Here is a 15,693-nt window from a genome sequence, read left to right as displayed (position 1 = left end):
ATGAAAATATCGAGAAGGAACTTTCTAAAAAGTGGTGTTTATAGTACGGCAGCGACTTCTATTCCATTATCTCTTTCACTCCCTTCGTCTGCATTGGCGAATGAAAATTCAGATTACAAAGCGTTGGTATGTTTGTTTCTATATGGAGGCAATGACTCATTTAATATGATAGTCCCGCAGTCTGGAAATAATCTCCTCAATTATCAGGCTGCTAGGCCAGATATACAACTTTGGCCACATGAACTAGCGAGTAACGGTTTTGTTGCTGATGACGCCCAGCAGCCGCTTATCTTAAATGGGTCAATGCCGAAAATAGCTCAGCTATTTGAAGACAAACTTGCCACAAGTGTTGTTAATGTTGGCACGCTGATTGAACCAACGACAAAGGCAAATTATTCAACTGTAAAAAAATCGCCTAACCTAGGTGCTCATAACAAGCAGCAACTTGCGTGGCAGCGAGGGTGGGAGACAAGCCAGTATCATCCTTATGGTTGGGCTGGGATGATGATGGACATTCTAGCATCCGGTGCGGAGACGGTATCACCCAACCTATCGTTTGGTGGAAATGAGTTGATGAACGGCCAAGGAACACAAGATCTGAGAGTGAGTACATCGGGTATTCGGGCCATGTCATCTCTTGCTGTGAATTCAGTCAACAATAATCTGACTAAGTACCTGGCGGACAACACTGCGTCACCATTTGGTAAAGCTTATTTACAACGCTTTCAGGAGATCTATGACTTTCAATCTACGTTAGGTGATTTGTTGGATCAGTACCCGGAAGATCCATCAATTCCTTCAAGTTATCTGGGCTCTCAATTCAAAATGGTTAAAAGGCTGATTCAGGCAAGTAGCGGTTTAAACCAGTCGAGACAAATCTATTTTGTATCGCTCGGCTGTTTCGACAATCACAGTAATCAAAGAGGCAAACATGACAATCTGTTGGCTTCAATTGACGATGCTGTTTCCGCATTTTATGCGTCACTGCAGTCAGATGGATTAGAGAACAATGTTGTGACATTTACGATGTCTGACTTTGGCAGGACAATCGAAAACAACGGCAATCGCGGAACAGATCATGGTTGGGGAAGTAATCATTTGGTCGTAGGAGGTTCCATTCTTGGAGGGAAAGCTTATGGTCGCTATCCTGAATTTGTGAAAGACGGCTCCGATGCAATTGGAAATAAATTTATCCCGACGACCTCGTCAGAGCAGTATGCCGCTACTTTGTGTCGCTGGTTTGGGTTGTCTGACACCGGGGTAGACTATATTTTTCCCTCATTGTCTCCCGACAACGATAATGCATTTTCTAGCCGCTATCTTGGCTTCTTAGGCAGTGATGTCGTCGCGAGCCAACCGCTTCCAATTGTTTCTGTTAGCGCGTCAAAGACTCGAGTTGACCATACGCCCCAAATGGCCATTGATGGTGACCTTACTACCAAATGGACAGCGAAGGGCTATGGGGTCACATTTGATGTGGAGCTTTCATCACTCTCAAGTTTGGAAACATTGCGAGTATCGCAGGCAAAAGGAGACGTACGACAATATTTCTTTGATATCTTGGTAAGCAGTGACGGTACCAACTATACCCTATTGCAGCAGTATCAATCTCCAGGCGATACCACCGCGTATGTTGACATTTCGCTTGGTAGTCAGCAAGCAAAGTACTTACGCTTGGTCTGCAATGGCAATAACGACTCAGCTAATGAAAAATTGGTTGCCTGGAATAACTTCCAGGAACTCGAAGTGTGGGGAAGGTCTATTTAAATTCGTAGATAACTTACCTTAAGGGGGCTCGAAGCGCACTGCAAACTCGTTGATTTGACTTTGTAATGCGCTCAAAACCGACTCGGCCATAGAAGCTTGGATCGCCGTAGGTAAACGCAAGGGGTACGCCTTGTGCTATTTACTGGTGTGACAGTAAACTACAGCTAAGGTTTTGCTAGGAAAAAGATAATGCACATTGTCGCCTCTAACAGCGTTCGATATCGTTCACTATTGCTTAAAGCACTATTAAAAAGACCAAAACATGGAGTACTGTCGCAATCATCCGTCAAAGCGACTCTATTCAATTCTTCCTTTACGGTTAATGCCGATGCGCTTCGTTGTTATTGCAAACACTATGGTTTTGATGATTCGAGCGTACCCGCCACCTATTTGTTTGTAGCAACGCAGAGTGAATTGCTACAACTTTTCGTTCATCCTGATACACCAATACGTCCATTGGGGTTGGTGCATACGTTTGTTGGGTTTGAACTGATTGAGAAGCTAGAAGTAGGGCAGAACTATCAATTTACAGTAAAGCTTGAAATGAAAGAAAAAACGGAGAGAGGTCAAAGGTTTGAGACACTTGGAGAGTTCTCGTTGGATGGAAAAACGCTGGCACGTTATCGCAGCGGATATTTGATGCCAGTTAAAAGTTCGAAGCTAAAACGTGGGGGCGTAGCGTTGGCAGACGATATAACTGCCTATCAGCATCAAACCAACCTACAGACATCAAAAGCGAACACTAGAGCCTATGCGAGCGTGTCGGGTGACTATAATCCGATTCATCTAAGTGGTTTTATGGCGAAGCTATTTGGATTCAAGGCGCCCATTGTTCATGGCATGGATATGGCTGGGAGACTATTGAGTGTTAATAGTCAACAAGTTGGCAATAACCAGAGAGTGAACCAGTGCCATTTTAGCTTCAAACGCCCAATATTTGTCTCACAATTGCTGGACGTTTTTAGTGATGGTAATCAGGTTTTGCTGGTAAATGAAGAGGGGAAAACGTGTGTGATGATGAGTGTTTCACAGAGCATTAGTTAGGCTTTGATAGCAGTTTCTGGCTTAGCCACTCCGCACTGCTCGTCGATTGTCCATCACAGACTACCTGATACGCTCTGCCGGTAAACCAGCTTTTCGATGCCACTTCATCGATAAACACTTGAGTTGAGGTGACATCGTCTTTGGCATAATCCCACTTTCTGCGTAGGTGTGCCGCTGCTTCTTGGCCGTTATGTTCATCGCCATTGCGAATAAAGGTGCAAGGGGAGCTGTTCATCTGCTCGATGAGGTAGAGCACATCGCTTTCTGTGCTTGCCAGCACACTATGGCTGGCAAGACTTAGAAATAAAGCGGTGATCGGCAGCTTTCTCATTGCTGCCACCATTTAGTGACTGGCATTGGGTTAGCAATGTCGAGTCGCTGGCCAATTTCTGGTGAAACCATAGTCACGCCACGTTCTTCGCTGATTTCTAGCGCTCTATTCATAGGTTCGTACCAATCGTGCATAGCAAGATCGAAGGTGCTGTTGTGGATTGGCATCATGATTTTACCTTTTACATCTATGTGTGCTTGCACGCTTTGCTCTGGGAACATGTGGATCTGTGACCAGAGTTCATTGTATGCACCGGTTTCGATCATCGTAAAGTCAAACGGGCCATATTTTTCGCCAATTTTGGCAAAACCACCAAAGTAGCCAGAATCACCGCTAAAGAATACCTTCGACTCTTTACTGTCAATGATCCAACTGCCCCAGAGTGTTGAATCCCTATCGGTTAGACCACGACCAGAAAAATGCTGTGTTGGCGCGAGTGTAAACTCAACACCATTTACGCTATGCGATTCCCACCAAGCTAGTTCGGTTACTTTCTCTGATGGCACTCCCCATTTGATGAGGTAATCACCTACTTTTAGCGGCACGATAAAGTGGTCAACTTTGCCGGCGAGAGCTTTTACTGACGCTTTATCGAGGTGATCGTAGTGATCATGGCTAATGATCACGACATCGATATTCGGTAGCGCTTCTAAAGTAATCGGTGTTTGGTGGAAACGTTTTGGTCCGGCCCATTGCACGGGTGATGCACGGTCACTAAACACGGGATCGGCCATCACTAACTGACCATCAAGTTTCATGACGACACTTGAGTGCCCAAGGCGATAAACCACGTCGCTTTGCTCATCTATTAATTGCTCAGCAGTAATAGCGTGCACTGGTAACTCAAAAGTTGGAGTTGGCTCAGCGCGTTCGGTTGTGAAATAGGATTTCATCACATCAACGATGTCACCAAAGCTCGATTTGTATTCCATTTCTGTGTTGACATACTTGTCTGGGTAACGCTCAGTGTCTTTTTCGGTGTTAGTGCAAGCAGCAAGTGTGGCAATACTCATAGATAGAACTCCTAGTGTCGCGAATAGTGACTTATTCATCGTGTTGAACTCATATCATGGGCTAATGCCCATCTTTTAATTTATGTAAACTACACTGAGTAGTTTACTTTTGTGTGGTGAAAAGTAAACTGATTAGTGTAAAATAATCGAAGAAATTTTCGTCCCTCTGGTTAACGTAATGATTGAAAAGAAAAAAACACGAAGCGAGCTAAAGCGAGAAGCAATCATTAATGCTGCTAAAGAAGCGTTTAATGAATTTGGCGTGCAAAATACCAGCATGGATAAGCTGGCAGCAATGGCGGGTGTGTCTAAGCGAACTGTCTACAATCATTTTGAATCAAAAGAAGAGCTAGTGATTTTGCTGCTATCTGAGTTGTGGAAGCAATCTATGGCAGATGTGGACTTGAGTCCTCTAAAATCGAAAACAATTGAGCAGCAGTTGCAATATCTACTCGAGCACGAGATCCGAATTCTAAACCAAGCGTCGTACATTGATTTAGCCAAGGTGGCCTTCGGTCATTATTTCTATCGCCCGGAAGAGCTTCAGCAGCAAGCTGCGCAAATGTCTAAGCAAGAAACCGCACTATACAAATGGCTTGAACAGCAACATGCCGATAAAGTGATGGTTATTGATGATATTGAGACGGCAAGTATTCAGTTGCACAGCCTTATCAAAGGTAGCTGTTTTTGGCCACAACTGATGGGGCTGAGTAAGACTTTAACTGAAGAAGGTATCACCCAACTGTCTCAGTCAACCGCTGATCTATTTTTGGCTCGTTATATGGCGCGTTAGTTTTATTACTTTATTTTGTCTCGGCAGTATGGTGTCGGCTCATACTGCCTTAGAGCAATCTATGAAACAACCAAATTTAATGAAGTGGTCTACTCACAGAAATGTCCCAACTCTTGCACCAAAAGCTGTGTTGCTTTGGAATAAATATGGCGCTCTTCTGATCCCACTAACTGCGCCAGAAGCACCTTGTTCGAAGCCAAACATTGGCGAAGCACACGCAGTACCATATTGATGTCCAGCTTATGCTTCTCGCTACTGGAGTTGTGCTTTGAAATCGAGGGAAGGTCGATAGTTAACACCAACTTGTCGCAGTGGCTTATAAAACGAGCGAGCTGCTCTTTAACCATAGTACGACCGCGGTAATTCATTTCATCCGCCAGCAGCCAGTTACAACCCATATCCTCAGCATACTCAAGCTGTTTTCTGTCGCAACGATTGCGATCAATACCGACATGAAATGCACGGCATTCATTAAAGCGGTTTAGCGCGAAATGGAGCATAGAACCCATCGTCAAATCCAAACACTGATCCATGAGTAAATGCGCGTTGATATTAATAATGCCCATATCCTCTTGATCAATGATAAGGCTTGGCAGAACATCGAGCAGAGTTTCATGGCAGTTGGTGATCACCAGCGGCATTGCACCGACAGTCAGCTGTTCAATCAGTTTGTCGTTGAAATTCAAACTTGTTGTTGGATTCTCGAAATACGGCGGCTTGGTATGAGCGACCTTGAGGACAGGGAAATGCCCAATATTTCTCATTAAATGAGAATTATGTTGCGCACTCAGCCAATCGTAGGCGGTATCGAGTAAAGATTCAGCGTCTTCAACTTGAGCGTTGTTAAGAGGTTTAATCGTTTCACAGACGGTCAGTATAGACAGTTTGTTTTCCAGGACTGGATGATAACGACGTTTCCATAACTGTTTGAAGACGCTGAGCATGATGAATTACCTTTCTGGTGGCAGCGCTCTGGCTGCTTGTAATACATGTAGAATAAATCTGTCCTTGTTTGCCTCTACGCGGTGGGCAGGGGCCATAATGGAAACCGCACCGATCAGCTTTGTACCTTTGGTAACGGGGGCACTGATGCCTGTTACGCCAGGATCAAACTCAGAAGTGCTAATAGCAAAGCCTTGACGACGGATCTGTTCTAACTCGCTTTGCCATATCTCTGCGTTCGCGTCTTCGCCAAAGTGACGCAGGATCTTTTCGCGGCGAGCCTCAGGCAAATACGCCAACATCACTTTCGAAGATGCGCCTCGAAGTAAGGGCTGGCTTTGACCACGAACATAACTGCAGCGAAGCGCCTGTACACTTTCTTGTAAGCTAACACAGAGAGCTCTGTAGCCCACTGGCACCATGTAGGCTGCCATTTCACCCGTCTGTTTTTGTAAGCGGAACAAGATGCTTTCAATCGTTTCCAGATTGTGTGGACTGGATTGGTAGCTGTGCATAAGCAATAGAGCGGCTGGACCAACAATCAGCGTTTTATCGTGAGCGCTCTCTTCAATTAGGTTCCATTCTTTGAGCAGTTTTATATGTCGATACAGACTACTTAAAGGGACACCAAGTTGTTGGCTTAATGCTTTGGCAGAGACGGGCTCATCCGATACGGCAACTTGCATGAGCAGTTGCAATGGCTTTTCGTTGACCTGAGTCGAGGGTTGCTGTGCGTTTCCCATAATTGGTTATCTATCATCAATAAGGACTACGCAATTTATATTCCTGTCAGATAAGAAAGGGAACAAAATTCATCGATACCTTTCTCACTAGATGAAAAATACGCAAATTCTGACATTTTATGAATCTTGCGATGCATCAATGCAATTAGGTGAGTATCTAATTACAGTGTGCTTAATACTTAGGGAGAGATGATAAATGAAATTTGTTTGTGGAACCTGTCGCCAGTTTCAAAGAGACAAAGAGAATGACAAGGCTATCTGCAGTGCTTGGGGAAACCCGACGTCAGTGAAGCGTGATGGTTGTCAATTTTGGATGCCCAAAAGTGAGCGGCTATATCCGATGGAGGAATCCAATTTACAGGAATAAGTAAACGCCCAACATCGGGGGGAGGCATTGGGCGTTCGTTTGTTAACGATCAGGTTAACAAGCGCTTATTTGATTAGAATTTGTAAGAAGCGCCAAGGTACACAGAGCCAACCGAGAATGTGTATGTTTTTGGGTCACCAATATCGACATTGAAAGCATCAGCTTCATAAGCTAAACGCATTGCTAGACCTTCCACCATCTGAGGAGCATATTCTAGACCTAAGCCATAGCGGAAGCCTGTTGCTGAATCACTTTCTTTTTGACCGTTGTATTTTACATCCATGTTAACGCGAGATAGGCCTAGTGTAGCGAATGGGCGTAGACCATTGTCGAAGCTGTAACCAAGGTTTGCTGCTAGCGAGAACGCAGTTGGGTTGATCTTTACGCCTTGTAAGCTCTGATGTGACAAGTCACCGTAGTTTGTGTAACCACCTTCCAGAGCAACGATACGGTTGAATTGGTAGCCACCATACACGCGTAGTGAACGCTCACCGTCAATGGTTGGGAACGCTGATACATCTTGGTTTTCTAGTTTACTTTCTGTTAGACCGTAACCACCACCAATGTAGAAACCTGATTCTGTAGAGTTCGCCCACGCGCCAGTTGCCATTAGTGCAGAAACTGCAAGTACTACTGCTTTTTTCATTTTGATACCTTAAAAGATTTTTTAGAGTGTTTGTTTGTCGGGGCGTAATGTAAGGGATCTCTGCGGAGAACTCTGTGCTAGAAGTGTCGTGAAATGTGGTGGAAGTGTCATAGAACTGTTTGTGACTTACGTCAATAAATGACAATCAAATACGCAAACGTTTACTCGAATATTATTGAGTCGCATCACACTTTTTTAGAACGTCAGGGTGGTTTTGTAGTACGTTTATCAGTATAACTGCCAACGATTACGACTAGAGAGGTAACGATGAATTATAAACAACTGCCAAAAATCGACCTACACTGCCACCTAGATGGAAGTGTGCGCCCGGAAACTATTATCGAGTTGGCGGAGCAACAGAACATCGATTTGCCTAGTAAGGACGTTAACGTTATTCGCGACATGATGATCGCACCAGAAACCTGTCCTAACCTTATTGAGTACCTAAAGCGTTTCGACTTACCACTGTCTGTCATGCAAACTAAAGAAGCGCTAGAACGTATTGCTTTTGAAGTGTATGAAGATGCAGCGCTTGAAAACGTAACGTATATGGAAGTGCGATTTGGTCCACTTCTACATCGTGAGAAAGGTCTGAATGTTGAGGAAATCATCGGTTCAGTCGTTGCGGGTATGCAGCGTGCTGAGAAGGTGCACGGTATTAAAGGCAATATCATTTTGTCGCTGCTGCGTCATATGCCAACGGATGAAATTAAACATGTCATTGATGTTGGTTCGCAATATGTAGGCAAAGGTGTGGCTGCTTTTGATCTTGCTGGCGGTGAAGAGCTGGGCTTCTGCGAGAAGTTCATCCCATTTGCTCAATATGCAAAAGAAAAAGGTCTCAATGTCACTATCCATGCTGGTGAGCAGGGCGAAGGTCAGAACGTATATGATGCGATTACAATGCTCGGTGCGGAGCGAGTGGGGCATGGTATCCATATCGCGACTCATCAAGCGGCATTTGATCTAGTCTACGACAAGCAAGTTGCTCTGGAAACGTGCCCAAGTAGTAACGTTCAGACCAAAGCGGTAGACAGTATGGATGTTCACCCAATTGAAGATTTTAGACAGCGTGGCATTCCAGTAACGATTAACACAGATAACAGAACCGTCTCCAACACCACCATGACAAAAGAAGTACAAAAAGTGATGGAACAGTTCAACTTGAGCGAAGACGACTATATTCACATCTATCGCAATAGTGTGAATGCGGCATTTACGGATGAAGCTACGAAATCACAGCTCCTAGCAAATTAGCAATAAGCTGAGCTAGTGTCACCAGCCATAAAAAAGACCCAGTTGTTATACGACTGGGTCTTCTTCTATAAGATACGAACGGCCTCTTAAATGACAAGCATTTAGCCTATGTACTCGCCTTTATAGCTAGACCAGTTCTCTAGAAATACACTCTAAAGCCGGCCCTTGCCTCAAGTTCTATTTCAAATTCATCAAGATAAATTGCCGGTGTAACATCTACATAAAATCCAACAGGTTTAACGCGAAACTCAGCTCCAATCCCCGGCGTAACCGCAATATAGCGACTATTTCTATCAACATAATGACCGCCGACAAAGAGGTAGATTGGCGTATCTTGAATACCGAAGGTTTTGTTGACGCCAAAGCCCATACGGTCGTCGAGGCTAACATTAAAGCGAAGATCATTGTGCTTGAAGTCTAACCCCCAATATGGGTCTCCAACAAAAAGACCAACTCCGGTATCCGCTTTGGCGGCTGAGCTAAAGCCCAAGCACAGCGCCAATGTCATCATTATTACGTTTCTCATGTTTGCTACCACTGCTATTTCGTAGGCGTCAACCATAAAAGATCAATGCAAAAATAATGTTAGATAGTTATTGGTTTGACGAATGTCTCACACGATCGGATAGTCTCTCACCATTGCTGACAGTAGGGAAACCAAACAGAAACAACTGCTAACAGCTGGAGCGCTAACTTGAGCGTTGCTCGCAGAATCGCTTAGTCGAATTAATACTTGCCTAAGCTTTTTATGGAAAAAGACCCTCACCAATGGTGAGGGTCTTTTATTAGAAGTCGACTTCGTAGCCTAAGCTAAAGGTCCTACCGCGACCTGAGAAGTAATAGGCACTATGGTGACGGATTTGGCTAAAGTAGTTGATGTACTGCTCATTAAACAGGTTTTCAATACCGACACTGATTCGGCCATACTGTTTCATGTTGTAGAACATCGAAAGATCCATCAGGCCATAGCCATCAAATTTCTGTGCACTGCCCGCATCGTTCTGCTCTTTTGAGCGCGAGAACATGTGGTTGTATTGTACTCGGCCATTCCAGTTATCTGAAAACTGGTGGTTCATTGCGACCAACAGGCGATCTGGCGATAGGTTTTTCAAATCCATATCGCTGTCTACACGACCGTCTTGGTTAGTATCTACCTGACCTTCGACATGCGAATATAGCGCTTGAAGCTGAGTAGTTGGCAAAATGTGGTAGGTGGAGCTTAGCTCATAGCCTTTGATGTCGGTTCTTTGACGGACAACATCATAGGTACCGCCTTTGTTTAGGCTCAGGTTAGCGCCATCTTTTGCGATTGACATGTAAGTGCTACCGCTAATGAAGAACTTATCGTTGCTGTAACTTAGTCCAACTTCATAGTTGTCGGTTACGACGGGTTTAACTGCCGGCATGGTATTGAAATCGATAGGGTGTCCGCCAGATGGAGCATCAACACCAGGGCCGCCGATCCAATTACCGCGAAGTACTCGGCCAATATCAGGTAAGCCGAATCCTTGGCTAAAGCCCACGAACGAAGACACATTTGGTGTGAAATCATAGACCGCGCCCGCGTTAAACACAGCTTGAGAGAAGGTTTGTTCTCCACCGATGATGTTCACCTCACGATGACCGCCGTTGCCGTAGCCCCATAGAGTTTGACCGTTAGCGACTTTCACACGTGTATTTTCAAAACGTACACCACCAGATAGACGCAATGAATCTGTAACCAGCATGTCACCTTGAATAAACGGAGCGATACTCTGGTACATCATATCTGGTGTCACATCGCGGTTTGATTGTGTCAGTTTCTGCTTAGTCGAGTCTTCTAGGCCATCAAGCCCAATCACCCAACTGTCATCAAGACCCAATAAGTCCAGCTTCACATAGCTTAGTTTGAAACCTTTTTTGGTCGAAACGATAGCGCCTTGGTCATACTGTTTGTCTGGTGTTGGCCACCAAGATGCTTGTCCGTAGACAGCTTCAAAGTTTTGATAGAAGGCCTGGAATTTAAGCTCACCGCCTAAGAAGTCGTAGTGATCATAACCAAAGTTGTAGAGTTCAGCGTAGTTAGAGGTTGGGTCGCCACTTGGCGTGCCTTTTACAACCGTACCCGGAACACCATTTTGCCAATCGCCTTTTACTGCAACGTAGTTTTGGTTACTTTGCAGTTTGAATCGGCTGGCACTAAAGCTGACGCGTTGATTGCCACCATCAAAGTTGTAGCCACCTTTTGCAAGAAAATTGGTCGCGTTGGAGTCTTGGGTTTCACCCTGGATCGAGTTCATGCCAATAGGGTTGCCATTACCATCGTAATACAGCCCTTGCTGCTCCCAAGCACCACCGATGAACAGATCATAGTCTTCATCGTACTGGCTAAGGTTGTAGTAAACTTTGCCGCCAGTGCCATCTTCTTTAAGGTTGGAGGTTACTCTTGTGCCTATGGTTTGTTTCCAGTGATCGCCTGGCTTCGCACTCTTGGTCACATAGTTAATGATACCGCCAGTCGCGCCATTGCCTTGCACCGCACTCGCACCTTGAACCACTTCTACGCGTTCTAGCATTGAAGAGTCAACGGTATAGCCATTACGGTTACCATTTCGAAGAGGGTTATTTTGTGGAACGCCATCGACCATAATCAGCGCAGTGCGGCCGCGAAGGTTTTCACCTTGCGTCGATAGTTTTTGACGACTCGGGGTCATGCCTGGTACCAAGTTTGCGATAACGCTGGTTAGGTCGTCGGCGACAGCCGTTTGCTGTTTGAGCTCTTTTTCTGAGATAACGTGGATAGACCCAGGGATCTTATCTGCGTCTTGGCTGTAACGTGTTGCTGTCACAACCATGTTTTCATCGGCGTTGTCTTGTTCTGTTTTTGTCGATGATGCTGTTGTTTCAGCTGCGTTGGCTTGAGCAATGGATAGTGCGAGTAATGAGAGAGATAAAACTCGGTTCCCTGTTGATGATGCCATGAGATGTAATTACCACTGATTTTTAATTTTGCGGCAATGGTAGTGCTTATGATAATAATTATCAATACCGAATTTTCAATGTGTTGTACCTGATGTATAACACATTGAAATGATTAGCGAGCGACGCACATTGGGGTATTGGAAACTGGGTCTTCAATCACCATGGCATCAAGGTCGAACACTTGCTTGAGCAATGATTGAGTAAACACCTCTGAAGGCGTGCCTTCGGTCATTAGTTGGCCATCCCTAAGAACAACCAAATGGTCACAATAGCGGCAGGCTTGGTTGAGATCATGTAAAACGACAACCACTGTTTTGCCTTGCTGATTCATGGCTTGCATGGTGTGCATTAGCTCAACTTGATGAGATAGATCAAGGTAGGTGGTGGGTTCATCTAGCATGACAATTTCGGTGTCTTGCGCAATGATCATCGCGATCCAAGCACGTTGACGCTGTCCGCCTGAGAGAGCATCGATGGGCAATTCGGCTAACTCGCTAATGCTGGTGGCAGCCATAGCGTGTTCGACGATGAGGTTATCCTGTTCGTTGAGTTTTCCCCAATGTGAGGTGTAAGGCGCTCGTCCATATTCCACAAGGCGGCGGATAGAGATACCTTCTGGGCTAGCATGCGTTTGAGGCAACATTGATAACCTCTGTGCAAGCGCTTTGGTTGGGATCTTTGTTAGCGGCGTGTTGTCAATAAACACTTGGCCTGACTTCGGCTGATTAATTCTTGCTAGAGTTTTCAACAGGGTTGATTTTCCACAACCATTAGGCCCAATAAGAGCCGTGATTTTGCCCTTTGGGATAGACAGGTTGAGATCTTGGATAATGGTTTTATTGCCATAGGCAACGTGTAGATTCTTAACAGACAGCATTACCAACCCTTGTGTCGTTTTAATAGAAAGATGAAGTAGGGTGCCCCAATGACGGAAGTCAGGACGCCAGCAGGAAGCTCAATTGGCGGCGAGATACCTCTAGCAATAGCATCAGCGATTAGCACCAATAATCCACCAATCAATGCAGAGCCGATAGCGAGCGCTTTATGATTGTGTCCAAATAGCATGCGAGCTAAATGTGGCGCTAACAATCCAACAAAACTGATCGTTCCTGCAATGGAAACGCTGAGACTCGCCAGCATGACGGCGCTGAGTATTGCGGCTATCTGTACCTTTTCGAGTTGCACACCCAGAGCAATGGCGGATTCGTCACCAAGGCCGATGATATCCAGTCGCCATGCGTACCATAGGGCAATTGGCAATAAAATGGCCAATCCGAGCCAAATATAAGGTAGCTGCTCCCATCCTCTTCCCCATAAACTTCCTGTCAGCCAAATCATGGCGGTGTTGATCTCGATAGGATGGACAACTAAGAGAAAGTCGATACCACTGGCTAAAAAGGCGCTGATAGCAATACCAGTAAGCGCCATTCGCGCAGGAGGCAGCTTTACCGCCTGTGCAATGATAACCAAAGCAAGTCCTACACTGACACCACCAAATATGGCCGCCAAAGGCAGATACCAAATTGGTGCATCGGGATAGATGGTCAATAGCAGTGTGGCTGCGAAACCAGCGCCAGCACTCACCCCAATTAAGTCTGGAGAGGCAAGGGGGTTTCTGATCACACCTTGTACAAGCGCACCAGATACACCAAGTCCCGCACCGACACCTATGGCAAGCAATAGGCGCGGGAATCGATATTGGTTGACGACAAAGTCGTAGTCACCACCGTGAAAAAGGGTATCAACGACTTGTAGCAATGATAATTGAGTGACACCGACGAGCATGCTTACGATGCCTACAGCAATCAGAATTACCACCAGAATTAGCCAAGAAAGCTTCATGAGTTGATGCGGCCTTTTATGGAAATAAGGATGAAAAATGGCGTGCCAATTAGGGCTGTCACTACGCCTACAGGCGTTTCGCTTGGGAAAGCAATAGCGCGAGCCAAGGTGTCAGACAGCATCAATAATAATGCGCCAAGAAATGCGCTCGCAGGTATCAAAGGGAAGAAGTTGTTTCCAACGAGCTTGCGTGCCATATGAGGAACCAATAATCCTAAAAAGCCAATTGGACCTGCTGTGGAGACACTGATACTGGTCAACATAACAATCGCTAGGCAAGCAAGTAGACGAATGACAGTGGTGTTGACGCCAAGCCCAGTCGCGACATCGTTACCCAGCACCAATAAGTTTAATTGATGAGCCAGTCCCCAACTGAGTAACAGAGCAAATAGACTGATCGGGACGAGCAGAGTGATAGAGTCCCAATTAAGGTTACTGACAGAGCCAATTAACCAAGATTGAATGCTATAGGCTTGGTCGTCTGCAAGAATAATGGTGGCTCGAGTTAACCCTAACAGCAGAGCATTGACTGCAATACCAGCGAGAACAAGCTTGACTGGGTGAGGTCTATTTTCGAAGAAACCACCAAGATAAATGACCAGTAGACCACTTAGCGCACTTCCCAGTGCGCCTGCTACAAACGTAGGTAGCGGAAGGGTAAGTATTCCAAAACTGGTCAATACAATCATAAGTGCCGCACCTGAATTGATGGCGAGCACCGACGGTGAAGCAAGTGGATTTCGAGTAAGGCCTTGCATGAGCACACCAGCAACGGCTAAGTTGGCACCAATCAGCGCACAGCCCAACACTCTTGGCATGCGAAGCGTATTGATTATCTGGTGTTCCATATTATTGGCATCGAAAGCAAACCAATAGTGACTCAGAGCAGAGAGCGTTAAATCGAAACTAGACCAAGCGATCAAGGAGATGTTTAGGGAAAGAAACATTCCCAAAAAAAGTGCAAGCCAAAGCTTGCACTGTTGGAATTGGAACATGGGAAATCTACGGCTTTTGAATAATGTCAGTTAGGTTCTTAGCAATGCCTTCTGCTGCGATTATCCCTCGGTTTAGTGACCACAATTGTGGCGACACTTTGACGGCTTGCTGTGACTTTGAAACGTTCAGCATTTTAAAAAGAGGGTTGTTTGCCCAGTCATCGTAGACGGTATGAGGTTTATATGGACCCAGCAGCAGCCAATCAGGGTTGATCTTCAAAAGCTGCTCAAAGCTCACTTCAATGTACGCTTTGTTTGTTTTCGGAACGGCTGGCCCTTTGAGTCCCAATGCAGTAATAACGCCACCCGCGTAGGAGTCTGGTCCATGTAGCCACATGCCTTTGTCAGTTACGACCGCAAACTGAAAGTTGTCTGCTGATGATAAATTTTGGCGATACTGAGCCATGATCTGCTGGTGCTTTTCAATTCGAGCTTTCATTGCAGCTTCACGGTTTACCGCAATTCCTATCTTCAGTGCTGAATCAAGGTTTTCCTCGTAAGTCTCGCCTCGGCTTTTTAAAAGGATGGTCGGTGCAATGCTTGAAAGATCGTTGTAAATGGTAGCGTGACGTTCAGCATCCGCGATGATGAGATCGGGTTTAAGCTCCGCGATGGCCTCTAAGCTTGGTTGTGGACGCACGCCAACAGATTGCCAAGGTTTAATTAGTTCGCGAATTTCAGGAAGAATGCGTTCGATGTTCTTGTCATCGGCGACACCGACTGGAGAGATGCCTACCGCCGCGAGCGCATCCACAAAAGAGTACTCTAGAGCGACAACACGACTTGGGCTGCCTTGAATAGAAACTTGTCCTTGTTGGTCTTCGAAAACTCGGGTGTCGCTTGCCACAGCGGAAATACAGACAAAAGCGAGAAAATTGACGATAACAGCACGAAGTCCTTGTGCAAAAGAGATATTCATAGCGAGCTCAATGTAAAAAATAACAGGTGCGCAATCCTACATTGATTGGGAATGGTTATCAATAGCATTAAAT

General features: G+C 45.5%; 15 protein-coding genes. 4 read left to right on the top strand and 11 right to left on the bottom strand.

From position 1 onward, the window contains the following. The gene (locus PG915_RS16910) at nt 1-1,767 is read left to right on the top strand and encodes a DUF1501 domain-containing protein (protein ID WP_353499594.1); all 1,767 of its coding nucleotides are present in this window, start codon (nt 1-3) and stop codon (nt 1,765-1,767) included. Between the two features lie 231 nt (nt 1,768-1,998). Further along, nucleotides 1,999-2,811: a MaoC/PaaZ C-terminal domain-containing protein gene (locus PG915_RS16905; protein WP_353499593.1), complete on the top strand. Its 813-nt coding sequence runs from the start codon at nt 1,999-2,001 to the stop codon at nt 2,809-2,811. Here PG915_RS16905 and PG915_RS16900 read toward each other — a convergent pair. Both PG915_RS16900 and PG915_RS16895 read right to left on the bottom strand, forming a co-directional pair. Further along, entirely contained in the window at nt 2,804-3,142 is a 339-nt protein-coding gene (locus PG915_RS16900) for a DUF5329 family protein (RefSeq protein WP_353499592.1), read from the bottom strand. The two genes, PG915_RS16905 and PG915_RS16900, sit on opposite strands and share 8 nt — an antisense overlap. Then, a complete protein-coding gene (locus PG915_RS16895) occupies nt 3,139-4,155 on the bottom strand; it encodes an MBL fold metallo-hydrolase (protein WP_353499591.1) in 1,017 nt (338 codons plus the stop codon). The genes PG915_RS16900 and PG915_RS16895 overlap by 4 nt, the downstream gene beginning before the upstream one ends. A 178-nt stretch (nt 4,156-4,333) precedes the next feature. On the opposite strand from PG915_RS16895, the gene PG915_RS16890 reads away from it, so the two are divergent. Next, nucleotides 4,334-4,948, top strand: a complete 615-nt coding sequence (locus PG915_RS16890; RefSeq protein ID WP_353499590.1) for a TetR/AcrR family transcriptional regulator — start codon at nt 4,334-4,336, stop codon at nt 4,946-4,948. Between the two features lie 89 nt (nt 4,949-5,037). On the opposite strand, the gene PG915_RS16885 is transcribed toward PG915_RS16890, so the two are convergent. The 3 genes from PG915_RS16885 to PG915_RS16875 form a co-directional block, all read right to left on the bottom strand. Continuing rightward, nucleotides 5,038-5,892 carry an arginase family protein gene (locus PG915_RS16885; protein ID WP_353499589.1) on the bottom strand — a complete coding sequence of 285 codons (855 nt, stop codon included), beginning with the start codon at nt 5,890-5,892 and terminating at the stop codon, nt 5,038-5,040. 6 nt (nt 5,893-5,898) lie between these two features. Beyond that, nucleotides 5,899-6,633: an IclR family transcriptional regulator gene (locus tag PG915_RS16880; protein WP_353499588.1), complete on the bottom strand. Its 735-nt coding sequence runs from the start codon at nt 6,631-6,633 to the stop codon at nt 5,899-5,901. Between the two features lie 440 nt (nt 6,634-7,073). Beyond that, complete coding sequence (locus tag PG915_RS16875; protein ID WP_353499587.1) at nt 7,074-7,646, bottom strand: porin family protein; 573 nt, start codon at nt 7,644-7,646, stop codon at nt 7,074-7,076. A 267-nt stretch (nt 7,647-7,913) separates the two neighbouring features. Here PG915_RS16875 and add point away from each other — a divergent pair, with 267 nt between their 5' ends. Beyond that, on the top strand, nt 7,914-8,903 hold the full coding sequence (gene add / locus PG915_RS16870; RefSeq protein ID WP_353499586.1) for an adenosine deaminase: 990 nt from the start codon (nt 7,914-7,916) through the stop codon (nt 8,901-8,903). Between the two features lie 139 nt (nt 8,904-9,042). Here add and PG915_RS16865 read toward each other — a convergent pair whose 3' ends face one another. The 6 genes from PG915_RS16865 to PG915_RS16840 form a co-directional block, all read right to left on the bottom strand. Beyond that, complete coding sequence (locus PG915_RS16865; RefSeq protein ID WP_353499585.1) at nt 9,043-9,429, bottom strand: hypothetical protein; 387 nt, start codon at nt 9,427-9,429, stop codon at nt 9,043-9,045. A 259-nt stretch (nt 9,430-9,688) separates the two neighbouring features. Next, nucleotides 9,689-11,863, bottom strand: coding sequence for a TonB-dependent receptor (locus PG915_RS16860; protein ID WP_353499584.1), 2,175 nt, complete (start codon nt 11,861-11,863; stop codon nt 9,689-9,691). A 113-nt stretch (nt 11,864-11,976) separates the two neighbouring features. Then, nucleotides 11,977-12,741 (bottom strand): Fe(3+) dicitrate ABC transporter ATP-binding protein FecE, encoded by a 765-nt coding sequence (gene fecE, locus PG915_RS16855; protein WP_353499583.1) that lies wholly within the window; start codon nt 12,739-12,741, stop codon nt 11,977-11,979. Further along, the gene (locus tag PG915_RS16850; protein WP_353499582.1) at nt 12,741-13,706 is read right to left on the bottom strand and encodes a FecCD family ABC transporter permease; all 966 of its coding nucleotides are present in this window, start codon (nt 13,704-13,706) and stop codon (nt 12,741-12,743) included. Before PG915_RS16850 ends, fecE begins: the two co-directional genes overlap by 1 nt. Next, a complete protein-coding gene (locus PG915_RS16845) occupies nt 13,703-14,701 on the bottom strand; it encodes a FecCD family ABC transporter permease (protein WP_420884627.1) in 999 nt (332 codons plus the stop codon). Before PG915_RS16845 ends, PG915_RS16850 begins: the two co-directional genes overlap by 4 nt. A gap of 7 nt (nt 14,702-14,708) precedes the next feature. After that, complete coding sequence (locus PG915_RS16840) at nt 14,709-15,620, bottom strand: Fe(3+) dicitrate ABC transporter substrate-binding protein (RefSeq protein ID WP_353499581.1); 912 nt, start codon at nt 15,618-15,620, stop codon at nt 14,709-14,711. Nucleotides 15,621-15,693: the final 73 nt, after the last annotated feature.

It is taken from the genome of Vibrio sp. CB1-14 (genome assembly GCF_040412085.2).
GTDB lineage: Bacteria > Pseudomonadota > Gammaproteobacteria > Enterobacterales > Vibrionaceae > Vibrio > Vibrio chaetopteri.
This window is presented reverse-complemented; position numbering and strand designations above follow the sequence as displayed.